This window comes from Cellulomonas sp. P4_B5_2 (assembly GCF_056402235.1).
Genome location: NZ_JBFUHU010000017.1, coordinates 1 through 21,833, shown reverse-complemented (window position 1 = coordinate 21,833; position 21,833 = coordinate 1). Strand labels below are relative to the sequence as shown.

The window sequence follows — 21,833 nt, the reverse complement described above, 5'->3', positions numbered from 1 at the left end:
GGGCTCGGTGCTGCGCTGGTCGGGCTGCTCGTCTGGGCCGCGGCCGCGCCCGCCATGGTCCGGCGCCGCAACGTGAACGACCTCGTCACCGCGGTGCTGTCGGTCGCGCTGGTCGCGGTCGTGGCGGTGCGCGACGCGGGCTGGGTGGTCGTGCTCTGCGCGCTCGTGGCGGCCTGGGCGGGCGTCGTCGCGGTGACGTCGTCCCGGTCGGCGCCGGCCGCCGTGCTCGCCCCGCTCACCTGGGCGGCGGGCTCGGTCCGGGCGCTGCCGTGGGTGGCCAAGGGCTTCGAGACGCTGGCAGGTGCGCGCCGAGGTCAGCTGACTGTCGCGCTGCGCAGCGGGGCGATCACCGTCGGGCTGCTTCTCGTGTTCGGTCTGCTGTTCGCGAGCGCCGACCGCGTCTTCGCCAGCCTGATGCCCCGCATCGAGGCGGACCTGCTGCCGGGTCAGGTCGTCGTCGGCATCCTCGTGGCCCTCGTCGCCGCCGCCTTGGCGCACCTCGCCCTGGCACCACCGAGCTGGTCCGACGCCCGCCTTGCGCCACGCGCGTCGGCGAAGCGCGGTGAGTGGCTCGTGCCGGTGCTCGCGCTGGACGCGATGGTGCTGCTGTTCGTGATGGTGCAGGTCGGCGCGCTGCTCGGGGGGCACCGGCACGTGCTGGAGACCGCCGGCCTGTCCTACGCGCAGTACGCGAGGGAGGGGTTCGCGCAGCTGGTGGTCGTCACCGCCCTCACGCTCGTCGTTGTGGCCGTCGCCGCGCGCCGGGCACCGCGGGAGACGCCGCAGGACCGGTTGCTGTCCCGGATCGCGCTCGGTGTGCTGTGCCTCGGCACGCTCGGGGTCGTCGCCTCCGCGCTGCGCCGGATGGACCTGTACGTCGAGGCGTTCGGGCTCACGCGGCTGCGCGTGTTCGTCACCGTGGTCGAGATCGCGCTCGCCGCCGTCTTCGTGCTCGTCCTGGTCGCGGGGATCCGGTGGCGTGGCCGGTGGCTGCCCCGGGCCGTGGTGCAGGTGGTCGCGGTCGCGATGCTCGGGCTCGCCCTGGTGAACCCCGACGCGCAGATCGTCCGGCACAACACGACGGCGGACCTCACGGGCACGCTCGACGCCGGCTACCTCGCGGGCCTGTCCGCGGACGCCGTCCCCGCGTTCGCCCAGATCGACGACCGGGACCTTCGCTCCTGCCTGCTCGCCTCCGCGGCCGTGCCTCCGACGGAGGGCGTCGCCGAGTGGAACCTGGGCCGCGAACGTGCCCAGGGCGTGCTCTCGGGCGCGTCCACCGACGCGAGCTGTGACTGACGCTCGTCAGACGAGGAGTGCGCCCTCCTCGACCGGTTCTGGCTCCTGGCTGCGTGGCCGCGCCGCGAGGGTTGCCAGCCCTAGCACCACGAGCGCGATGACGAACACCGTGATCACGTACGCGGGGGTGAGCCGGTCGGCCAGGACGAGCGCCAGGGCTGCGAGCGAGATCACGACGACCCGCACGAGGGTCCGCTGCTCGTCCAGCCAGACGCCCACGGGACCGGTGCTGACCCCACGGCGGTCCCCCGCGTCCCGGAGCCAGGCCGCGGCGGACGACGACGAGGCGCGGAGCCGGCGGGCGGCTGTGGTGCCACCCGCGACGAACGCGATGATCGCCAGCAGCAGCCCGAGCACCAGCCCGACGCGCAGCCCGATGCGCAGCAGCGACACGAACTGGTCGTAGATCGACACCGCGGTGTCGACCCGTTGCACGGTGGGTGGCAGCGAGCTCGCGTAGAGCGACCTGCCTATCAGGAGCGCGAACCCCAGCAGCAGCATCGCGCCGGCGAGCGAGAGACCGGCGACGACGAGGGCGCGTGACCGGTGCTGCGCGGCGAGCACACCGGCGGCGAGCAGGCCCAGCGACAGGTAGGGCAGCAGGCCGCCGACGATGTCGATCAGCCGGTACGCGCTCTGCAGCCGCACCAGGTCGGCGCTGGAGGCGATCGGGAAGGACACGTTGATCGTCGGGATACGGCTCACGATCGTGAACCCGGCCTGCTCGAGCGACGTCTTGACCTGCTCGATGATCGGCGTGATGTCCAGCGTGAGGGCGCCGCTGTCGCTGATCTGCGCGAGGGCGTCCGGATCACCACGCAGGGTGGCGACGATCTGCTCGTGCGCGGCCCGGTTCGCCTCCTCCCAGACGTTCTCGAACGCGTCGGAGCTGACGATCTTGGTCACGTTCTTGCGGATGAACCCGGTGATCGCCTCCTGCAGCGGGGCCTGGAGCGACTGCACCGCACCGGACACGACCGGCGGGAGGTCCAGGTTGGCCACCGCGTCCGTGGCCTGCGTGGTCAGCTCCTCCACGTTCAGCGCGTCGACGACGGCCACGGTGATCCGGTTCGACACGGCCGACTGGACCAGGGGGTCCTGCGCGATGGGTGCCACGGTGTCGACGTAGCGCTCCGTGTCCACCACCAGCCCGCGTGCCCAGCTGCCGACGACCGCGACGGGGGCCAGCAGAGCGCCGATGAGGATGAGGATCACGGCTGCCGTCGAGCGACCGACCTTGCGCCGCGGGCGTGGCACTGCCTCGCTGGGCGCACCGGCACGCAGGCGCGCGTTCTCGGTCTCCAGCAGCTGCAACCGTGCGAGCAGCACCGCACGGTCCTCGGTCCCGACCGCAGGCGGGACCTCCACGTCGATGGCGGTGGGGATCTCGAGCGTGTCGTTCTGCGCGTCCGCGGGTCCGGTGTCGGGCGGAGCCCCGTCGTCCGGGGTGATCTCCTCCGGCGTGACGTCGGGCGAGGCGGTGTCCGGCGTCTCGGACGGCGGGTCACCCGCGGGCGGCGCGGGCGAGGCACTCCTCGCTCGGGGCTTACGGGGTGACGGCTTGTCCTCGGCCACGGTGCCCTCCCGAGATGTCCGACATGCGGCGATGGGTCGAGCATGGCAGTTGCGCAGGTCAGCGCGCGAGCATCGGGGGCTGCGAGATTGCCGGACGCGGGCGCGGGACCGTCGAGCCGCGTCCCGTCACCGGTACCGTGCGAGTCGAGACGAACGCCGCCCGCGAGCCCCCTCGCCCTCCGTCCTGGGAAGCCCGATGCCGACACGCCGCACCACCGGACCCGTCGTCCTGGCACCCTCGGACCCGCGCAAACCGCCGCTCTGGCTGCCGCGCGCCCTCGTCATGACGACCGTGGCCGTCTTCCTCGGTCTGTTCGCGTGGAAGGCGCTGGCCCAGCTCGGCAACGTCATCTTCATCATCGTGATCTCGTGGTTCCTCGCGCTGGCCATGGAGCCGCTGATCCGCTGGCTGGTGGCGCACGGCGTCCGCCGCACGCGTGCGACCGGCATCGTCATGCTCGTCTCGCTGGTGGTGATCGCGGGCGTGATCGCGCTCTTCGGCGGCCTGTTCGTCACCCAGATGATCGAGCTGGTCCAGTCGCTCCCGGACTACTACGTGCAGGTCGCGGAGTGGCTGGACGAGCGCCTGGGCGTCGAGGTGCCGGCCGCCGACGAGCTCCTGGTCAACCTCGGCGCCCACTGGCAGGACCTGGCGCCGGGACTGCTGGGGATCGGCTCCTCGATCATCGGCGGCCTGTTCACGTTCACGTCCGTGCTCCTGGTCATGTACTACATGGCCAGCTCCGGGCCCAAGTTCCGTGCGGCGATCTGCCGGCTGCTGGCACCCGCTCGGCAGCGGGAGGTGCTGCACCTGTGGGAGGTGTCGCAGGAGAAGGTCGCGGACTTCATYAACTCCCGCATCGTCCTCGCGGCGCTCTCGACCGCGATCACGTTCGTCTTCCTCACCGTCCTGGGCATCCCCTACGCCCTTCCCCTGGCCGCCTTCACCGGTGTCGTCTCGCAGTTCGTCCCCACCATCGGCACCTACATCGGCGGCGCGCTGCCGATCGCGGTGGCGCTGGCCGTCGACCCGATCAAGGGCCTCCTGACGCTGGCGTTCATCGTCGGGTACCAGCAGGTGGAGAACCTGCTGTTCGCCCCGAAGATCTCGGCGCGCTCCATGGAGATCAATCCCGCCGTCTCGTTCCTCGCGGTGATCGGGTTCGGGGCCGTCTTCGGCCCGATCGGTGCGTTCCTCGCTCTTCCGGTGGTCGCGACCATCCAGGCCGTGTCCTCGACCTACGTGCGCCGCCACGACCTCGTGGACGACGAGCTGCTGCAGGAGGACGAGAAGCTCGCGAACGAGAACCGCGACTGGGTGGACGTCCCGGACGACGACACCCCCGAGACGGACGACGACCGACCGGCGGATCAGCCGTAGAACACCCGCTCGACGACGACGCGGGCCCGCCGCGCCGTGCGGAGGTAGTCCTGCTCCAGCTCGCCGCCTGAGCCCGCCGGGTAGCCGACCACCCGGGCCAGCCCCGCGAGCGCCTGCCGGTCGTGCGGCAGCACGTCCGCGTGCGCTCCCCCGCGGCCGCTCCAGAGCACGTTGGCGTCCCGGAGCCGGGAGGCCAGCAGCCACGCCTCGGCCAGCACGCGCCCGTCATCGGCGTCGAGCAGGCCCGCCGCGGTCGCCGCCTCGAGCGCCTCGAGGGTGGCCGTGGTGCGCAGGGACGGCACCTCGTGCGCGTGCTGGAGCTGGAGAAGCTGAGCGGTCCACTCGACGTCCGCGATGCCCCCGCGCCCCAGCTTCAGGTGGCGGGCGGGCTCCACCCCGCGCGGGAGCCGCTCGGCCTCGACGCGCGCCTTGATGCGGCGCACCTCGCGCTCAGCCGCGGGGTCGATCCCGCCTGCCGGGTAGCGCATCGGGTCGATCAGCCGCACGAAGCGGTCGCCCAGCTCGTCGTCGCCGGCCACCGGGCGCGCCCGGAGCAGCGCCTGGCTCTCCCAGGTGGCGGACCAGCGGCCGTAGTACTCGGCGTACGCGTCGAACGACCGGACCAAGGGACCGTTGCGGCCCTCCGGACGCAGGTCGGCGTCGACCTCGAGCGTCGGCTCCGGCCCGACCGAGCCGAGCAGGGTGCGCAGCCGCGTCGCCACCTGGAGCGCGAACTCCTGCGCCCGGACCGGGTCCGCACCCTCGAGCGGGTCGTGCACGAAGAGGACGTCGGCATCCGACGAGTAGCCCATCTCCCCGCCGCCCCACCGGCCCATGGCGACCACCAGCAGCCGGGTCGGGCTCGCGTCGAGACCGCGGTCGGCGCGCACCACGGACTCGGCCACCCGCAGCGCCCCGACGAGCACGACGTCGGCCGCGACGCTCAGGCTCTGCGACGCGCGCTGTCCGGTGACGACGCCCAGCACGTCGGCGGCCGCGGTGCGGGCCAGCTCGCGCCGACGCAGCCCGCGCAGGGCGGTCACCGCAGCCACCGCGTCGTCGGAGCGCGTGAGGATCGCGTCGGCCTCGGAGGTCAGCCGTGCGAGCGTCCGCGGCACCAGGTCGGCGTCGTCGGCGAGCCAGGTGACCGACTCGGGGCTCCTGGTCAGCGCATCGGCCACGTACCGGGACGTGGAGAGCACGGTCGCGAGCCGGCGGGCGGCTGTGCCCGAGTCCCGCAACAGCTTGAGGTACCAGTGGGTGGTGCCCAGCTCGTCGGAAAGCCTCCGGAACGCCAGCAGTCCGCCGTCCGGGTCGGCGCCGTCCGCGAACCAGCCGAGCATCACCGGGAGCAGCTGACGCTGGATCGACGCGCGCCGCGAGACGCCCTCGGTGAGCGCAGCGATGTGCCGCATCGCGCCGGCCGGGTCGGTGTAGCCGATGGCGGCCAGCCGGGCCTTGGCCGCCTCGGGCGCGAGGCTGGCCTCCGCCGTCGACAGCTGGGCGGTGGCAGGCAGCAGGGGCCGGTAGAACAGCTCCTCGTGCAGCCCACGGACCTCGCGACGCGTCGAGCGCCACCGCTCGAGCAGGCCGTCGGCGCCCTCCGCCCGCATCCCGACCGAACGCGCCAGCCGCCGCAGGTCCGGCTCCGAGGTCGGCATGAGGTGCGTCCGACGCAGCCGGTAGAGCTGGATCCGGTGCTCCAGGACGCGCAGCAGGCGGTAGCAGACGGCCAGCTGCGCGGCGTGCGACCGGCCGACGTACCCGCCCGCGGCCAGGGCGGCGAGCGCCGTCAGGGTGCTCGGGCTGCGGATCGAGTCGTCCGCCCGGCCGTGCACGAGCTGGAGGAGCTGGACGGTGAACTCGACGTCGCGCAGTCCGCCGACCCCGAGCTTGAGCTGGCGGTCGGCCTCCGCAGCCGGCACGTGGCTCTCCACGCGCCGCCGCATCGCCTGCGAGTCCTCGACGAAGTGCTCGCGCGTCACCGCGCCCCACACGAACGGCTGCGTCATCTCCACGTACTCGCGCCCGAGTGCCTCGTCCCCGGCCAGTGGCCGCGCCTTGAGCAGCGCCTGGAACTCCCACGTCTTGGCCCAGCGCTCGTAGTACGCCTTGTGGCTCGCGATCGTGCGGACCAGCGGCCCGTCCTTGCCCTCGGGGCGCAGCGCGGCGTCGACCGGCCAGAGCGCCGGCTCGGCCGACGGCGTCGAGCACGCCCGCGCGAGACCCGCAGCCAGCCGGGAGCCGGCGGCGAGCGCCTCGGCCTCGTCGACCCCGTCGACCGGCTCCGCCACGTAGATGACGTCGACGTCGCTCACGTAGTTGAGCTCGCGCCCGCCGCCCTTGCCCATGCCGATGACCGCGAGGCGGACACCGCGCCCGTGGTCGTCCAGGTCCRCCCGGGCCAGGGCGAGCGCAGCCTCCAGCGCAGCCCCGGCCAGGTCGGCCAGCGCCGCGGCGACGCCGGGCAGCCGGCTCAGGGGGTCCGGGCTGGTGAGGTCGGTCGCCGCGATCCGCAGCAGCCGCGTGCGGTAGGCGAGCCGCATCGCGTCGGTCCCCGCCGCCCCCGCCACGGTGGCCACGGGGACGTCCGCGTCGGCATCGGCCTCCACGGCCGCGAGCAGCTCGGCGCGGACGGCCTCGACGGGCACGCCCGTGCCCGGCGACTCGTCGAGGAGCACGCGCAGGTTCTCCGGGTGCGCCACCAGCGAGTCGCCGAGCGCGACCGACGCGCCGGCGACCGCGAGCAGCCGCGCGCGGGCCGGGCCGTCGTCCTCGAGGAGGGAGCGCAGCACCGCCAGCAGGTCCGGGTCGCCCACGACCGCGCCGGCCAGCTTGGCGAGCGTCAGCAGTGCCTGGTCGGGGTCGGCGACGTCCGCCAGCGGGGCGATGAGCACGTCCGCGGGCGCGTCGAGGACGCGCAGCAGCGCCGCATCGCCCAGCAGCCGCTCGGCCCGCTTGGCGTCCGACACCCCCGCCCGCGTGAGGCGGCCGGCGAGCGTCGACCCGCGTCCGTCCGGCGAGCTCACAGGACCGGCAGGAACCGCCGCAGCTCGTACGGCGTCACCTGGGAGCGGTACTCCTCCCACTCCTGGCGCTTGTTGCGCAGGAAGTAGTCGAAGACGTGCTCGCCCAGCGTCTCCGCGACGAGCTCGGACTTCTCCATGATCGAGATCGCCGCGTCGAGCGAGGTCGGCAGCGGCTCGATTCCCAGCGCGCGGCGCTCGGCGTCGGTGAGCTCCCAGACGTCGTCCTCGGCGCCCTCGGGCAGCTCGTAGCCCTCCTCGACACCCTTGAGGCCGGCGGTGAGGAGCAGCGCGTACGCGAGGTACGGGTTGGTGGCGGAGTCGACCGCGCGGTACTCGATGCGGCTCGAGTTGCCCTTGCCGGGCTTGTACATGGGCACCCGGACCAGCGCCGACCGGTTGTTGTGGCCCCAGCAGATGTAGCTCGGCGCCTCGGCACCGCCCCAGAGGCGCTTGTAGGAGTTCACGAACTGGTTGGTCACCGCGGTGATCTCGGCCGCGTGCGTGAGCAGGCCGGCGATGAACGAGCGTGCGGTCTTGGACAGCTCCAGGTGGCCGCCGGCCTCGTGGAACGCGTTGCGGTCGCCCTGGAACAGGGAGAGGTGCGTGTGCATGCCGGAGCCGGGCTGGTCGGCCAGCGGCTTGGGCATGAAGCTGGCGAAGACGCCCTGCTCGAGCGCCACCTCCTTGACCACCGTGCGGAACGTCATGATGTTGTCCGCAGTGGTCAGCGCGTCGGCATAGCGCAGGTCGATCTCGTTCTGGCCCGGCCCGGCCTCGTGGTGGGAGAACTCGACCGAGATGCCCATCGACTCGAGCATCGTGATCGCGGCGCGCCGGAAGTCGTGCGCGGTGCCGCGCGGCACGTGGTCGAAGTAGCCGCCCTGGTCCACCGGGACCAGCGGCAGGGCCGGGTCCGCGGGGGCGTCGAACAGGTAGAACTCGACCTCGGGGTGCGTGTAGAACGTGAACCCCTGGTCGGCCGCCTTGGACAACGCGCGCTTGAGGACCGTGCGGGAGTCCGCCAGCGACGGCTCACCATCGGGCGTCAGCAGGTCGCAGAACATCCGGGCGGTGCCGTGCCGCTCCCCCCGCCAGGGCAGGATCTGGAACGTGGACGGGTCCGGCTTGGCGATCATGTCCGCCTCGTAGACCCGAGTCAGGCCCTCGATGGCGCTGCCGTCGAAGCCGATCCCCTCCGAGAAGGCAGCCTCGAGCTCGGCGGGGGCTACCGCCACCGACTTCAGGATCCCGAGCACGTCGGTGAACCAGAGACGGATGAAGCGGATGTCCCGCTCCTCGACCGTGCGGAGCACGAACTCCTGCTGCCTGTCCATGCGGTACATCCTGCCTGATGAACGGCCCTGCGCAGCGCTGGTGTCCGGAGCGCGTCGCACGAGATGGTTAGGCTCGGTCATATGCCCTTCCCCCGCATCGCCCTCGCGCAGATCGACACGCGTGTCGGCGACGTCGACGTCAACGCCCAGAGCGTCCTCGACTGGTCCCGGACGGCCGCGCAGGCCGGCGCTCACCTGGTCGTCTTCCCCGAGATGACGCTCACCGGGTACCCCATCGAGGACCTGGCGCTGCGCGCGTCGTTCCGCCGTGGGGCCGAGGCGGCGCTGCAGCGCACCGCGGCCGCGCTGGCGGACGAGGGGCTGGGTGACCTGGCGGTCCTCGTCGGCACCGTCGGGGAGAAGCTGGTGACGCCGGTGCACGAGCCGGGCGCGCCCGAGGGCCCCCGGCGCCCCACCAACCAGGCCGTCCTGCTGCAGCACGGCAAGGTGCAGGTCCGGTACGACAAGCACCACCTGCCCAACTACGGCGTGTTCGACGAGTACCGGATCTTCGCGTCCGGCGACGACGTCTGCGTCATCGACGTGCTCGGCCGCCGGGTGGGCGTCGTCATCTGCGAGGACATCTGGCAGGACGGCGGCCCCGTCTCGCAGATGGACGAGAACGAGGTCTCCCTCCTGGTGGTGCTCAACGCGTCCCCGTACGAGGAGGGCAAGGGGTACCAGCGCGTCGAGCTGGCCGCGCGACGGGCCCACGAGGTCGAGGCGCCGGTCGCGTACGTGAACCTCGTCGGCGCCCAGGACGACCTCGTGTTCGACGGCGGCTCGTTCGTCATCGCCACCGACGGCACCGTGCTGGCGCGCGCCCCGCAGTTCGTGGAGAACCTGCTGGTGTGGGACCTGCTCGGGGACGACGACGCTCCCTCGCGAGGCACGGTCGCACCGCCGCTCTCGCCCGACGAGGAGGTCTACCGCGCACTGGTCACCGGCCTGCGCGGCTACGTGACCAAGAACGGGTTCCGCTCGGTCGTCTTCGGGATGTCCGGAGGCATCGACTCCGCGCTGGTCGCGGCGATCTCCGCCGACGCGATCGGGGGCGAGAACGTGGTCGGCGTCTCCATGCCGTCGGTGTACTCCTCCGAGCACAGCAAGGACGACGCGGCGGACCTGGCCAAGCGGATCGGCGCCGACTACCGCGTGCAGCCGATCTCCCCGATGGTCGACGCGTTCGAGAACGAGCTGTCCCTGGACGGCCTCGCGGCCGAGAACCTGCAGGCCCGCGTGCGTGGGGTGATCCTCATGGCGCTCTCGAACTCCGAGGGCCACCTGGTGCTCGCGCCCGGCAACAAGACGGAGCTCGCGGTGGGGTACTCGACCATCTACGGCGACGCCGTCGGCGGGTTCGCCCCCATCAAGGACATCGACAAGTCGCGCGTCTGGGCGCTCGCGCGCTGGCGCAACAACGCCGCCCGCGACGGCGTGTTCGGCCCCGACGAGCTGCCGCCGATCCCCGAGTCGTCGATCACGAAGCCGCCGTCGGCGGAGCTGCGTCCGGGGCAGGTCGACCAGGACTCGCTGCCGCCCTACGAGATCCTCGACGAGGTGCTCGACGCGTACGTGGAGAACGCCGAGGGCCGCGCGGAGCTCCTCGCCCGCGGCTTCGACCCCGCGGTCGTCGACAAGGTCCTCGCCCTCGTCGACCGCGCGGAGTGGAAGCGTCGGCAGTACCCGCCGGGCACCAAGGTGACCGCGCTGGCGTTCGGCCGCGACCGGCGACTCCCGATCACCACCCGCTGGCGCGAGCCGTGACCACCCCGACAGGAGCACCACGAATGACCCAGACGAAGCGCGTCCGCGTGCACCACCTGCGCGAGGCCAAGGAGCGCGGCGAGCGGCTGACGATGCTCACGGCCTACGACGCCGTGACCGCGCACATCTTCGACGAGGCCGGCATCGACATGCTGCTGGTCGGCGACTCGATCGGGAACACCATGCACGGTCACACGACGACCCTGCCGGTGACCGTCGACGACCTGATCCCCCCGGCACGGGCCGTCGCGCGGGCCGCCAAGCGGGCCTTCGTCGTCGCCGACCTGCCGTTCGGCTCGTACGAGGCGGGACCAGCACAGGCGCTGGAGACCGCGGTGCGGATGATGAAGGAGACGGGCGTCGCCGCCGTGAAGTTCGAGGGTGGCAAGCGGGTCGTCCCGCAGGTCAAGGCCCTCACGGACGCCGGCATCCCGGTGGTCGGGCACCTCGGCTACACGCCGCAGTCGGAGAACCTGCTGGGCGGACCGCGCGTGCAGGGTCGGGGCGACATCGCTGCGGAGCTGCTGTGCGAGGACGCGGTGGCGATCGCCGAGGCCGGCGCCGTGGCCGTCGTCCTCGAGATGGTGCCGGCACCGGTGGCCGCCCGGGTCACCGAGATCCTGCAGATCCCGACCATCGGCATCGGCGCCGGCACGGCCTGCGACGGGCAGGTGCTCGTCTGGGTCGACATGGCCGGCATGACGGACTGGTCGCCGCGGTTCGCCAAGCGGTTCGGTGAGGTCGGGGCCGCCCTCAAGGCGGCGGCGGTCGCGTACGCCGACGAGGTGCGCGGCGGAACCTTCCCGGACGCGGACCACCAGTTCGACGCGTGACGACGGCGGCCCGGGCCCTGGTCTGGGCCGCCGCAGCCGCTGCGCTCGGCGTGCTCGTGGCGCTCGCGGTGCCCGTGGCGTCCGGGGCGTACGTCATCGCGCAGCTGGTCTCGTTCCGGGCGCTGCTCTGCCTCGGGGCTGCCGGGGTCGCCGTCGCCCTGCTGGCCGTCCCGTGGACCCGGCGCCGGCTCCTCCCGCTGACCCTCGCGCTCCTGGTCGGGGCGGCCGCCCAGAGGGCGGTGCTCGTGGCGCGATCGGTGCCGCACCCGGCTGCCGCGTCGGGCTCGGCAGAGCAGGTGGTCGTCCTCGCGTTCAACACCCTCGACACGGTGGAGCCGGCCCGGCTCGCCGACCTCGCGCTCGCGCACGGCGCGGACGTGCTCGTGCTGCCCGAGACGTCCCTCGACACCGCCCGGGCGACCGCCGCGCGGCTGGCCGCCTCCGACGAGCCGATGCAGGTGCTCGCCGCCGCCGGGCACCACACGGCGATCGCCGGCACCGCGCTGCTGGTCTCGGACCGCGTGGGCACCTATCCGACGTCCGAGCCGCTCCCGACCGTGCTGGGCTCCCTGCGCGCCGACCCCGACGACCCCCGCGCCTCCCCCGTGATCGTGGCCGCCCACCCGGTGGCGCCGATCGGYCGCGGTGCGATGCCGACGTGGCGCACGGAGACCCGCCTGATCGCGGACACCTGCGCCGACACACCAGGAGCCATCGTGGCGGGCGACCTCAACTCGACGCTGGACCATCCGGGTCTGCAGGACCTCGGCCCGTGCGTCGATGCGGCACGCGCGTCCGGTGCCGCAGCCCTCGGCACGTGGCCGGCCGCCGCCCCGGCACTCCTCGCCGCCCCGATCGACCACGTGCTCGTCGACGGCCGCGCCTGGCGGGTTGTCGGCTTCCAGGTCCTCCCGCGGGTCGGCGGGAGCGACCACCGGCCGGTCCTGGCGACGCTCGAGCCCCGGTAGGGCTCAGGGCTGCTGCTCCTCGTCCTCGTGGTCCCAGTCCTCGGTGCGCGCACGCGCCTTCTCCAGTGCGTGCGTGGCCTCGTCGCGCGTGGCGTACGGACCCATCAGCTTGGTCCAGTCGCTCTGCCGGCCCTCCTCGACCTCGTGGGTCTCGATGTTGAACCAGAAGTTGCCCGCCATGCCGTTCTCCCTTCGCCGGGGGCGGGACCGGCCGCTGACCGGCCCCGATGCCCTCCTGTCCGTAGACTGCCAGGTATGTCGCCCGTGCACGCGCCAAGATCCGCCCTGGTCCCGGGCACGGTGAGCTCTCGTCGAGCCGTCCCGTCGTCGATCGCCCGACCGGAGTACGTCGGCAAGCCGGGACCAGCGCACTGGACGGGCGGCGACGTCCTCGAGCCCGAGATGATCGAGCGTGTCCGGGTCGCCGCACGGCTCGCGGCGCAGGCCCTGGAGCTCGTCGGCCGCCACGTCGCGCCGGGGGTCACCACCGACGAGCTGGACGCGATCGGCCACGAGTTCCTGGTCGACCACGGCGCCTACCCGTCGACGCTGGGCTACCGCGGCTTCCCCAAGTCGCTGTGCACCTCGGTGAACGAGGTCATCTGCCACGGCATCCCGGACTCGACGGTGGTCGAGGACGGCGACATCGTGAACATCGACGTCACCGCGTACATCGGCGGCGTGCACGGTGACAACAACGCGACCTTCCTGGCCGGCGACGTCGACGAGGAGTCGCGCCTGCTGGTCGAGCGCACGCGGGAGGCGCTGGCGCGCGCGATCAAGGCCGTCGTGCCGGGCCGCGAGATCAACGTGGTCGGGCGCGTCATCGAGAAGTACGCGGCGCGCTTCGGGTACGGCGTCGTCCGGGACTACACCGGGCACGGTGTCGGCCCCGCGTTCCACACCGGCCTGGTGGTCCCGCACTATGACGCCGCCCCGGCGTACGACACGCTCATCGAGCCGGGCATGGTGTTCACCATCGAGCCGATGCTCAACCTCGGCACCCCCGACTGGGTCATGTGGGACGACGACTGGACCGTCCTCACGGCCGACGGACGGCGCAGCGCGCAGTTCGAGCACACCCTGCTGGTCACCGACACCGGAGCGGAGATCCTGACCCTGCCATGACCGACCACAAGCACAAGAAGTCCCCTGAGACGGCGTTCGGTGTCGACATCGGCGGGAGCGGGATCAAGGGCGCCCCCGTCTCGCTGTCGGACGGCGAGTTCGCTGCTGACCGCAAGCGCATCCCGACGCCCCAACCGTCGACCCCCGACGCGGTCGCCGCGACGGTGGCCAAGGTCGTCGACTCGTTCGACCTGGCCAAGGACGTGCCGATCGGCGTGACGTTCCCGGCGGTGATCCTGCACGGTGTCGCGCAGTCCGCGGCGAACGTCGACAAGTCGTGGATCGGCACCAACGTGGAGAAGGCGGTGCAGCACGCCACCGGGCGCAAGGTGCTGGCCGTCAACGACGCCGACGCCGCCGGCTATGCGGAGGTCCTCTACGGCGCGGCAAAGGACGTCGACGGGGTCGTCCTGGTCGTCACCCTCGGCACCGGCATCGGGTCCGCACTGATCGTCGACGGGCACCTCGTCCCGAACACCGAGCTCGGGCACCTGGAGATCGACGGGTTCGACGCCGAGTCGCGGGCGGCCGAGAGCGTGCGCGACCGCGAGGACCTCGACTGGGAGCAGTGGGCGGAGCGCCTGCAGCGGTACTTCACCGTGGTCGAGAACCTGTTCTGGCCCGACCTCATCGTGGTCGGCGGTGGAGTGAGCAAGCACCACTCCACGTTCCTGCCGCTGCTCGACCTGCGCACCAAGATCGTGCCCGCCCAGCTGCGCAACGCGGCAGGGATCGTCGGCGCGGCGGCGCTCGCGGCCGAGTCGCGCGGCTGACCCCGTGCGCGACCTCGTCGAGGTCGCTCCGGGCGTCCACGTGGCGACGAGCGCCGTCTACACGACGACCTCGACGCTCGTCGTCGGCGACGACGGCACGTGCCTCGTGGTCGATCCCGCGGTCACCTCGCGGGAGGTCGACGAGCTCTCGTCCGCAATGCGCGACCGCGGCTGGACACCGGTCGCGGTGTGGTCGACGCACGCGCACTGGGACCACGTCCTGGACGGTCCGGGCCTCGCGCACCTGCCCCGGTGGGCGGACGGTGCGCCCGCCACGGACCGCGAGACCCTCGCCGCGGAACGCGACGCCGACGACGAGCTCGCCAGGGTCGGCGAGGCACCGGCACCGATCGCCGCACCCGCCACCGCCTACCCGCGACGGTCACCGGGAGTGCTCGACTGGTCGGGCCGGACCGTCCACGTCCTCACGCACGGCGCGCACGCCCGCGGCCACACCGCACTGGTCGTCCCCGACGTCGGTGTCCTCGTGGCCGGTGACCTGCTCTCGGACGTCGAGATCCCGCTGCTCGACCTGTCCGCAGAAGACCCGGTCGGCGACTACCGCGCCGCCCTCGACCTGCTGGAGTCCGCCCGGGCGCAGGTGGTCGTCCCGGGGCACGGTCGGGTCGGGGGTCCCGACGAGCTCCGGCGTCGGCTCGCGGCCGACCGCGCCTACCTGTCGGCCCTCGTGAACGGCGTCGACACCGACGACGACCGGCGCGCGCTCCCCTGGGCGGCCGCGGCCCACGCCGCGCAGCAGGTCGCGATGGGACGATGAGCGCATGGAGTGGCTGATCGCCGGCGGCATCGTCGCCCTCGTCCTCGTGCTCGTCGCGGTGGACCGGATGGTGGCCCGCGGCTGGTTCGACCGGCGCCGACCGCGCGAGCGCCGGACCACCGGCGCGGTGGCGGGCAGCGGCGCGTTCGGGGCGCTGGTCGACGTGTTCCAGCCGAACCGCGAGTACCTCACGGCCGAGCAGGACCGTCAGCAGCTCGACATCAAGCAGACCGGCGACGCCGCCGGCCAGCTCGACCTCGACTCGGGCGTCGTCCGCCTCGACGAGGACACGCCACGCACATAGCCGTCGCGGTTTGTCGGCGGCCGCCCTAACCTTCCGGGCATGGCACCTGTGGTCACTCAGCTGACGATCGACTCCGCCGACCCGCACGCCCTCGCCCGCTGGTGGCGCGAGGTGCTCGGCTGGTCCTACGCCTGGGAGCCGGTCGACGACGAGGGCGAGGTCGAGATCGAGCCGCCCGACGGCGGCGCGACCAACTGGCTGTTCCTCAAGGTCTCCGAGGTGAAGTCGGCCAAGAACCGACTGCACGTGGACCTGCGCCCGCCCAACGGCTCGGACCAGGCCTCCGAGCTCGAGCGCCTGCTCAGCCTCGGYGCCACGCGCGTCGACATCGGCCAGGGTGACGTGCCATGGCACGTGCTCGCCGACCCGGAGGGCAACGAGTTCTGCCTCCTGCGCGGCACCCCGGACCAGGCGGCCGCCGCGCTCGCCGCGGAGACGTCCGGAACCTGATCGCTCCCCCGCACGGGTGACAGTTGCGTGTCAGGGTCGAAATCGGACGAATCGGTCGGTACCTTCCGGGGATGATCAGTGCCGTACTTCCGGTCCTGGGCGACGTCGCGTGGCAGGACTGGGAGCAGTGGGCCCCGCTCGCAGTCTCCGCCCTGACCCTCGTCGCCGCCCTCGGCGCCTGGATCGTCGCAGGCAGAGCCTCCCGCAGGGCCAAGCGACTGGCCGAGGCGACGCACAAGCAGACCCGGGTGTTCGACGAGCAGGTCTCGATCGCCCGAGAGGCGCTCGAGCTCGCCCGGCAGGAGGCGCAGAACGCGCGCGCCGACGCCGACCGACAGCGCCTGGACGCCGACCGCATGCGCCGGATGCTCGAGGAGTCGCGGCTCGACGACCTCGCCCCGACGATCGTCGCTCGGGCCTTCCCGGAGGGCCCCGGCACCCCCGGCCGGCCCGCCCTGGAGTTCTGCCAGCTCACCGCGGGCGGCCAGGACCGGTGGCGGCTGCTCACCGAGCAGCTCCAGGTGGGGCGCGACGAGACGTACGCGTTCCGCACCGCGCTGACCATCTGGTTCGAGAACATGTCCGACGGCGTCGCCCAGGTGAACATCGTCGAACCCGCAGGCGGCGAGCTGGATCTCCTGCCCGGGCACCCCCTCGTCGTCCCCGCGCGGGAGTCGCGCAGCGTCACCTGGATGCGGCTGTGGACGTCGCGCGACCTCGACAGCGACGCGCGGATCCAGGACCCCGCCGCGTGGCTGTTCAACCTGACCTTCACCGTCACCGACCTCGGCGTCCACGTGCGTGACACCTACGCGTTCGACGGCGACCTGCGGTTCTTCGACCGGGACGGCTCGTGGCTGGTCGTCATGCCCGAGCCGCCCCTGCCGTGGACCTCCGACGTGGCGTCGATGCTGTCCGGCCGCGCGTACGAGTCCCTGCCCGCGTCCGTCAGCTGAGCGCGGCGCGGACCAGCGTCGACAGCTTCTTGCCGTCGGCGGACGCACCAGCACGCGCCGACGCCTCCTTCATGACCGCGCCCATGTCGCGGACCGACGTCGCGCCGACGTCCGCGATCACCGCGCCGACCAGGGCCTGGAGCTCGTCGTCGGACAGCTGCGCCGGCAGGTACGTCTCGATGAGGTCCGCCTCGGCGGTCTCCGTGGCGGCACGCTCGGGGGCGTTGGCGTCCGTGTAGATCTGCGCGGAGTCGCGGCGCTTCTTCACCTCGCGGGCGAGGATCTTGAGCACCTCGTCGTCCGACAGCTCCTTCTCGACGGCACCGGCCTTGGCCTCGAACCGCACGGCACCGATGATCTGGCGCAGGACGCCGGTGCGCTCCGTGTCGCGGGCCTTCATGGCGGTGGTCAGGTCGGACGTCAGCTGGTCGAGGGTGCTCATGGGAGCCATCGTGCCTCGTCGCGGCCGAACGGCGCAGTCGGAATGTGCGAGCTTCTGGCCTACGCTCCGACCATGCCGCAGCACGTGCGAACCGAGCGCACCCTCGGGGCGGTTGGCGCGCTCTCGCTCTGGGCGTCGGGCGGCTGGGCTGTGCTCGGTTACTGGGACCTGACCTTCGTCATCGTCGCCGTGGTCGTTGCTGGGATCGGTGCTGCGCTGCTGTGGGGTGAGCGCGCTGTGGCGCGACGCAACATGCGCGAGCGGCTGGCACATCACCGCCGGGACCCCGACGCGATCTGATGGCGGCGACCTCGGCCCGAGCCGGCGGCGGGGCCCGGGGTCTACCGGCCGAGCAGCCTGCGCCAGCGCACCCATCGCGCTAGGCGCCGCTCGTCGTCCTCCATGCGCCAGCACGTCCAGTACCGCTCCTCCTCGTCGTCGAGCGCCTCCCGGTACGTCGCGGGCGTGGCCCCCCGGGACTTCGACGTCGCCCCCTGCGTGGTCTCCATGCATCTGAGCGTGGCCCCGACGCTCGCGCGCCGAAAGGGACCTCAGTCACCGCTCGGGAACGATCGCCACGGGCTCGCGTGGGTGCCGGCCGACGGGGCGCGGCCGGGGTGGTGGTGGGGGCTACACGGGGGCTACGCACATCCACACAGCGCAACACGCTGCACATTCACCACCACGGACAAGCCCCGCGCGGCCCCACATCGCCCGCGGGACGCGCGTCTGTGCAGTTCAGCAGCGATATAGGGCGGATGAGTCAGTCGATACGCCGGGTTCTGTGCTCGCGCGCGGTTGCCCGCACTGCGCGAGTGGCGGCCATCCCTCTACGACGTACGTTGCCGCACGCCTCCAGCGGCCTACCCGGGAGCTCGGGCGAGCAGCCCTCGAACGCTCCCTGTCTGACCTTGCTCCGGGTGGGGTTTACCTAGCCGCACCGGTCGCCCGGCACGCTGGTGGTCTCTTACACCACCGTTTCACCCTTGCCCGACCGGCGGACCGGTCGGGCGGTCTGTTCTCTGTGGCACTGTCCCGCGGGTCACCCCGGGTGGGTGTTACCCACCACCCTGCTCTGCGGAGCCCGGACGTTCCTCGGCGAGCCCGAGGGCTCGACGCGGCCGCCTGACTGACTCATCCGCGCCCACAGCCTAGCCGCCCAGATCCTCACCCATCCGCAGCGCGTCCGGCACCGAACCCGGAGCATGGAGACCATCACCGGACTGACCCGCCGCGAGCGCGTGATCCTCGCCCACCTGGCCCTGCCGCTGACGCTCAGCGAGATCGCGGCCGCACTCTTCGTCACCCGGAACACCGTGAAGTCGCAGGTGCGCTCGATCTACCTGAAGCTCGGTGTCGCCGACCGCGAGTCGGCCCTGTCGGCCGGTCGGGCACGCGGACTCGTCCCGGAGGACCTGGGCGGGCTCGAGCCGCGCCGGCAGCTGCTCGGCGTCCCGGCTCAGACGTCGACGCGGTAGGTCAGGGACAGCTCGTCACCCGAGCCGCCCCGGATCCCCCAGTTCTCCGGCGGGCTCTCGATGATGATGACCTCGAGGTCGTCGGCGGAGATCCCGAGGGTGGGTGCGACGTCGTCGTAGAACGCGGCGATCAGTGCGCGCCGTGCAGCTCGGGACCGGCCGGTGAAGCAGAGGATCTCGACGACCAGGTACTCCTTGCTGCGGGGGGCCACCAGGTCGTCGGCGTCCAGCAGGAGGAAGCGGTGGAACCTCTTGTCCTCGGGCAGCCCCCAGGTCCCGACGACGGCGCGGTGCACCGCGTCGGACACCGAGCCGCGGCGGTCCTGCCACACGTCGCGTCGACCGTAGATCTTGACGTGCGCCATCGGTCCTCCTCCGCAGGTCGTCCGTAGCGCGGGAGCCTACAGTTCACGGGTGCTCGTGCTCCTGCCGCCCTCCGAGGGCAAGACGCCGCCGCGCGCCCGCGGCCCCCTGCTCGACCTCGACGCCCTCAGCGCGCCCGGGCTCACCCCCGTGCGCGAAAAGGTGCTGGACGCGTTGATCGAGGTCAGCGCGTCGCCCGACGGGATGCGGGTGCTCGGTGTCGGCGCGAGCCTGGCCGACGAGGTGGCGCGCAACGTGCGGCTGCGCACGGCGGCGACGGCACCGGCCAAGAACGTCTACTCCGGCGTCCTGTACGCCGCGGCAGGGCTGGGTCGGCTCACGCCGACCGGCCGGGCACGAGCAGCGCAGAGCGTGCGGATCGTGTCCGGCCTGTGGGGGCTGGTCGCGCCCGACGACCCCATCCCCGCGTACCGCCTCTCCATGGCCACGCACCTGCCGGGCATCGGGCACCTGCCCGGTGCATGGCGCGAGGTGATCGGGGTCGAGCTCCAGGCGCGCGCCGAAGGCGAGCTGGTGGTGGACTGCCGGTCCGCGACGTACCTCGCCGCCTGGCACCCGCCACGGTCGGCCGACTGGGTGTCGGTGCGGGTCCTGCGCGAGCTGGACGGGAGGCGGTCCGTGGTGTCGCACAACGCCAAGCACACCCGCGGGGTGCTCACCCGGCACCTGCTCACGCGTCGCGGGCGTGCCCCGCACGACGCCGAGTCGCTGGCCCGCGTGGCCGGCGAGCTCGTCGGCTCCGCGCTCCTCGCGGTCGAGCTCGGCCCTCCGGCTCGAGGCGGCCGCACGCTCGAGCTCGTCGTCGCCTGAATGGCACGCGGACGGCACGTTCCGTGGTGGCTCCTCGCGGTCGTGGTGACCGCGGTCGTGGTGCTGACGGGACTGCTTCCCGCGCAGGACGCCCGCGACCTGGCCGAGCGGACCCTCCCGATCCTGGTCTTCGTCGCCGCCCTGACGGTCGTCGCCGAGATGTGCGCCGGGGCGGGCCTGTTCGACACCGCGGCCGGACTGGCGTCGCGCGTGGCCGGCGGCCGACGCTGGGCTCTGTGGGCGCTCGTGGTCGTGCTGGCGACCGTGAGCACCGCGGTGCTGTCGCTGGACACCACCGCGGTGCTGCTCACACCGGTGGTCATCGCGCTCGCCCGCCACACGAAGACGCCCCCGCTGCCGTTCGCCCTGACCGTGCTCGCCCTGGCCAACACCGCGTCGCTGGTCCTGCCGGTCTCCAACCTCACCAACCTCCTCGCGGACCACACGCTGCGCGCAGCGGGCGTCGACTACCTCCGCCTGATGTGGGCGCCCGCGCTGGCGGCCGTGGTGGTGACGGTCGCCGTCTTGGCCGTCCGCGACCGGCGGGCCCTGCTGGGCGCGTACGAGCCGCCTCCGCCGACCGGGGTCCGGGACCGGCCGCTGCTCGTTGTGTGCGCCGCCGCGGTCGCCGCGCTCGGCGTCGCGTTCGTCGTCGGGGCACCAACGGCTCCCACCGCTGTGGTCGTCGCGCTCGCGCTCCTCGTCGCGACGCTGCTGCGGCACCAGAAGCTCCCCGTGCCCGTCGGCGACCTGGTGCCCTGGCGGACCCTCCTGGTGGTGCTCGGGCTGTTCGTCGTCGTCGCGACCGCGCACGCGCACGGACTCGGCGAGGCGCTCGCGCGCGCTGCCGGGACGGGCGACGGACCCGCCGAGCTGCTGCGACTCGCCGCGGCGGGGGCGCTCGCGTCGAACGCGATGAACAACCTCCCCGCGTACCTGGCGCTCGAGCCCGCCGCCGGCCCGGACCCGCTGCGGGTAGCCGCCCTGCTCATCGGCACCGGGGTCGGGCCGCTGCTCACCCCCTGGGGATCGCTCGCGACCGTCCTGTGGTGGCAGAGGTGCCGCACGGTGATGCTCGCGGTCCCCGCCGGCACCATCGTCCGTCAGGGCGTGCTGCTCGCCCCGCTCGCCGTCGTGGCAGCCACCCTGGCGCTCGTGGCGGCGAGCTGACGGCTCAGGACGACCAGCCCTCGCTCGGCACCCCGACCACGGCGATCTCGTCGCGCTTGTCCGCGAAGAGCCGCACGATGCTCACCGACGCGGGAGCGACGCGCAGCTGGCTCCACGACGACGGCTGCGCGCCCATCGTGACGCCCAGCGCCGCGCGGATCGACACCGCGTGGCTCACGACGACGACCGTGCGGTCGACCCCCTCGGCGAGCAGCCCGTCCAGCCCGCGCTGCAGCCGCCGACCGACGTCCTCGATGGACTCCCCGCCGGGCGGCCGCAGGTCGGCTTTCGTGTGCCACGGCTCCAGCTGGCCGGGCCACCGCTCYTCGATCTCCTCGGCGGTCAGCCCCTGCCACTCGCCGAAGTTCGCCTCCTGAAAGGTCGCGTCCGTGCGGACCGGCAGCCCGAGCTTCTCGGCGATGATCGCGCTGGTCTGCTGCGTCCGGACCATCGGGGACGCGACGACCTGGCTCGGGTACGGGATGTCACCCCAGAGGTCCCGCCCGACGCGGTCCACCAGGTCGGCCGCGTCGCGGGCCTGCCGCAGACCGGTCTCGTCGAGCGGTGGGCCAGGTTCGCCCGACCCCGAGTAGCCGCGCGAGACGGTCATCGTCGTCTGGCCGTGCCGGACGAGGACCACCGTGACGGGCTGCTCCTGGTCGAACCGGACCCCGGCACCCGACGGCCGGGGCGCCCGAGCGGTCGATGACTCCAACGGCTGCGCTACGTCGCTCACGCTCGCAGTCTGGTGGTCCCGCGCCGGACGCGCGACCCGCGGCTCAGCCCTTGGCGGGCTCCGGCAGCCGGACGAGGATGCGTCCGCACTCCTCGCAGCGTGTCACCTGGTCCTCGGGAGCCTTGACGATCGCCTCGACGTCGAGCGGGTTGAGCTCGAGCCGGCAGCTCTCGCACCGTCGGCCGCGCAGCGCTCCAGCGCCCTTGCCGCCCAGCTGGCCGCGCAGGCGCTCGTAGAG

At 73.0% G+C, this 21,833-nt stretch carries 24 protein-coding genes and 1 other RNA gene; 15 read left to right on the top strand and 10 right to left on the bottom strand.

The genetic code is table 11. The annotated features are described in order from the left end of the window. Positions 1–1,299 (top strand): DUF4153 domain-containing protein (locus AC1DUQ_RS02410; RefSeq protein WP_477073342.1); only part of this gene is annotated, 1,299 nt, incomplete at its 5' end. A 6-nt stretch (positions 1,300–1,305) separates the two neighbouring features. On the opposite strand, the gene AC1DUQ_RS02405 is transcribed toward AC1DUQ_RS02410, so the two are convergent. After that, the gene (locus AC1DUQ_RS02405) at positions 1,306–2,874 is read right to left on the bottom strand and encodes a hypothetical protein (protein ID WP_477073341.1); all 1,569 of its coding nucleotides are present in this window, start codon (positions 2,872–2,874) and stop codon (positions 1,306–1,308) included. Between the two features lie 196 nt (positions 2,875–3,070). Between AC1DUQ_RS02405 and AC1DUQ_RS02400 the strand changes: the two genes are divergently transcribed. Continuing rightward, positions 3,071–4,255 carry an AI-2E family transporter gene (locus AC1DUQ_RS02400; protein ID WP_477061705.1) on the top strand — a complete coding sequence of 395 codons (1,185 nt, stop codon included), beginning with the start codon at positions 3,071–3,073 and terminating at the stop codon, positions 4,253–4,255. On the opposite strand, the gene AC1DUQ_RS02395 is transcribed toward AC1DUQ_RS02400, so the two are convergent. Next, entirely contained in the window at positions 4,246–7,284 is a 3,039-nt protein-coding gene (locus AC1DUQ_RS02395) for a bifunctional [glutamine synthetase] adenylyltransferase/[glutamine synthetase]-adenylyl-L-tyrosine phosphorylase (protein WP_477073340.1), read from the bottom strand. The two genes, AC1DUQ_RS02400 and AC1DUQ_RS02395, sit on opposite strands and share 10 nt — an antisense overlap. Then, a complete protein-coding gene (gene glnA, locus AC1DUQ_RS02390) occupies positions 7,281–8,618 on the bottom strand; it encodes a type I glutamate--ammonia ligase (RefSeq protein ID WP_477061703.1) in 1,338 nt (445 codons plus the stop codon). The genes AC1DUQ_RS02395 and glnA overlap by 4 nt, the downstream gene beginning before the upstream one ends. A gap of 81 nt (positions 8,619–8,699) precedes the next feature. On the opposite strand from glnA, the gene AC1DUQ_RS02385 reads away from it, so the two are divergent. From AC1DUQ_RS02385 to AC1DUQ_RS02375, 3 genes are read left to right on the top strand one after another with little or no spacing between them, the layout of a single operon-like run. Beyond that, entirely contained in the window at positions 8,700–10,385 is a 1,686-nt protein-coding gene (locus tag AC1DUQ_RS02385) for an NAD+ synthase (protein ID WP_477073339.1), read from the top strand. A 23-nt stretch (positions 10,386–10,408) separates the two neighbouring features. Next, a complete protein-coding gene (gene panB, locus AC1DUQ_RS02380; protein WP_477061701.1) occupies positions 10,409–11,218 on the top strand; it encodes a 3-methyl-2-oxobutanoate hydroxymethyltransferase in 810 nt (269 codons plus the stop codon). After that, positions 11,215–12,186: an endonuclease/exonuclease/phosphatase family protein gene (locus tag AC1DUQ_RS02375; RefSeq protein ID WP_477061700.1), complete on the top strand. Its 972-nt coding sequence runs from the start codon at positions 11,215–11,217 to the stop codon at positions 12,184–12,186. The genes panB and AC1DUQ_RS02375 overlap by 4 nt, the downstream gene beginning before the upstream one ends. 3 nt (positions 12,187–12,189) lie before the next feature. Here AC1DUQ_RS02375 and AC1DUQ_RS02370 read toward each other — a convergent pair whose 3' ends face one another. Then, positions 12,190–12,366 (bottom strand): SPOR domain-containing protein, encoded by a 177-nt coding sequence (locus AC1DUQ_RS02370; RefSeq protein ID WP_477061699.1) that lies wholly within the window; start codon positions 12,364–12,366, stop codon positions 12,190–12,192. A 75-nt stretch (positions 12,367–12,441) separates the two neighbouring features. Here AC1DUQ_RS02370 and map point away from each other — a divergent pair, with 75 nt between their 5' ends. From map to AC1DUQ_RS02340, 6 genes are all read left to right on the top strand, one after another. After that, positions 12,442–13,314, top strand: a complete 873-nt coding sequence (map, locus tag AC1DUQ_RS02365) for a type I methionyl aminopeptidase (RefSeq protein WP_477061698.1) — start codon at positions 12,442–12,444, stop codon at positions 13,312–13,314. Further along, entirely contained in the window at positions 13,311–14,087 is a 777-nt protein-coding gene (gene ppgK, locus AC1DUQ_RS02360; protein WP_477061697.1) for a polyphosphate--glucose phosphotransferase, read from the top strand. The genes map and ppgK overlap by 4 nt, the downstream gene beginning before the upstream one ends. A gap of 4 nt (positions 14,088–14,091) precedes the next feature. After that, the gene (locus tag AC1DUQ_RS02355; RefSeq protein ID WP_477061696.1) at positions 14,092–14,865 is read left to right on the top strand and encodes an MBL fold metallo-hydrolase; all 774 of its coding nucleotides are present in this window, start codon (positions 14,092–14,094) and stop codon (positions 14,863–14,865) included. Positions 14,866–14,869: 4 nt separating this feature from the next. Next, positions 14,870–15,169, top strand: a complete 300-nt coding sequence (locus AC1DUQ_RS02350) for a DUF6191 domain-containing protein (protein ID WP_477061695.1) — start codon at positions 14,870–14,872, stop codon at positions 15,167–15,169. A 39-nt stretch (positions 15,170–15,208) separates the two neighbouring features. Continuing rightward, positions 15,209–15,619: a VOC family protein gene (locus AC1DUQ_RS02345; protein WP_477061694.1), complete on the top strand. Its 411-nt coding sequence runs from the start codon at positions 15,209–15,211 to the stop codon at positions 15,617–15,619. A gap of 71 nt (positions 15,620–15,690) precedes the next feature. After that, entirely contained in the window at positions 15,691–16,575 is an 885-nt protein-coding gene (locus AC1DUQ_RS02340) for a hypothetical protein (protein WP_477061693.1), read from the top strand. Here the strand turns inward: AC1DUQ_RS02340 and AC1DUQ_RS02335 are convergent. Next, positions 16,568–17,017 carry a GatB/YqeY domain-containing protein gene (locus AC1DUQ_RS02335; protein WP_477061692.1) on the bottom strand — a complete coding sequence of 150 codons (450 nt, stop codon included), beginning with the start codon at positions 17,015–17,017 and terminating at the stop codon, positions 16,568–16,570. The two genes, AC1DUQ_RS02340 and AC1DUQ_RS02335, sit on opposite strands and share 8 nt — an antisense overlap. A gap of 72 nt (positions 17,018–17,089) precedes the next feature. On the opposite strand from AC1DUQ_RS02335, the gene AC1DUQ_RS02330 reads away from it, so the two are divergent. Further along, complete coding sequence (locus AC1DUQ_RS02330; RefSeq protein WP_477061691.1) at positions 17,090–17,317, top strand: hypothetical protein; 228 nt, start codon at positions 17,090–17,092, stop codon at positions 17,315–17,317. A 41-nt stretch (positions 17,318–17,358) separates the two neighbouring features. Here AC1DUQ_RS02330 and AC1DUQ_RS02325 read toward each other — a convergent pair whose 3' ends face one another. Together AC1DUQ_RS02325 and rnpB are read right to left on the bottom strand one after the other, a co-directional pair. Continuing rightward, the gene (locus AC1DUQ_RS02325; RefSeq protein ID WP_477061690.1) at positions 17,359–17,526 is read right to left on the bottom strand and encodes a hypothetical protein; all 168 of its coding nucleotides are present in this window, start codon (positions 17,524–17,526) and stop codon (positions 17,359–17,361) included. Positions 17,527–17,772: 246 nt separating this feature from the next. Next, positions 17,773–18,154: RNase P RNA component class A (gene rnpB / locus AC1DUQ_RS02320), an RNA gene on the bottom strand. Between the two features lie 68 nt (positions 18,155–18,222). Here rnpB and AC1DUQ_RS02315 point away from each other — a divergent pair. Further along, positions 18,223–18,495 carry a LuxR C-terminal-related transcriptional regulator gene (locus AC1DUQ_RS02315; protein WP_477061689.1) on the top strand — a complete coding sequence of 91 codons (273 nt, stop codon included), beginning with the start codon at positions 18,223–18,225 and terminating at the stop codon, positions 18,493–18,495. Here AC1DUQ_RS02315 and AC1DUQ_RS02310 read toward each other — a convergent pair. Then, positions 18,477–18,860, bottom strand: a complete 384-nt coding sequence (locus AC1DUQ_RS02310) for a tautomerase family protein (RefSeq protein WP_477061688.1) — start codon at positions 18,858–18,860, stop codon at positions 18,477–18,479. The genes AC1DUQ_RS02315 and AC1DUQ_RS02310 overlap by 19 nt on opposite strands. 49 nt (positions 18,861–18,909) lie before the next feature. Here AC1DUQ_RS02310 and AC1DUQ_RS02305 point away from each other — a divergent pair, with 49 nt between their 5' ends. Then, a complete protein-coding gene (locus AC1DUQ_RS02305) occupies positions 18,910–19,689 on the top strand; it encodes a YaaA family protein (RefSeq protein ID WP_477061687.1) in 780 nt (259 codons plus the stop codon). Continuing rightward, positions 19,690–20,859 (top strand): SLC13 family permease, encoded by a 1,170-nt coding sequence (locus AC1DUQ_RS02300; protein WP_477061686.1) that lies wholly within the window; start codon positions 19,690–19,692, stop codon positions 20,857–20,859. Between the two features lie 4 nt (positions 20,860–20,863). Here AC1DUQ_RS02300 and AC1DUQ_RS02295 read toward each other — a convergent pair whose 3' ends face one another. Continuing rightward, the gene (locus AC1DUQ_RS02295) at positions 20,864–21,595 is read right to left on the bottom strand and encodes a histidine phosphatase family protein (RefSeq protein WP_477061685.1); all 732 of its coding nucleotides are present in this window, start codon (positions 21,593–21,595) and stop codon (positions 20,864–20,866) included. Positions 21,596–21,638: 43 nt separating this feature from the next. Further along, a partial coding sequence (locus AC1DUQ_RS02290) for a C4-type zinc ribbon domain-containing protein (RefSeq protein WP_477073338.1) occupies positions 21,639–21,833 on the bottom strand: 195 nt, incomplete at its 5' end.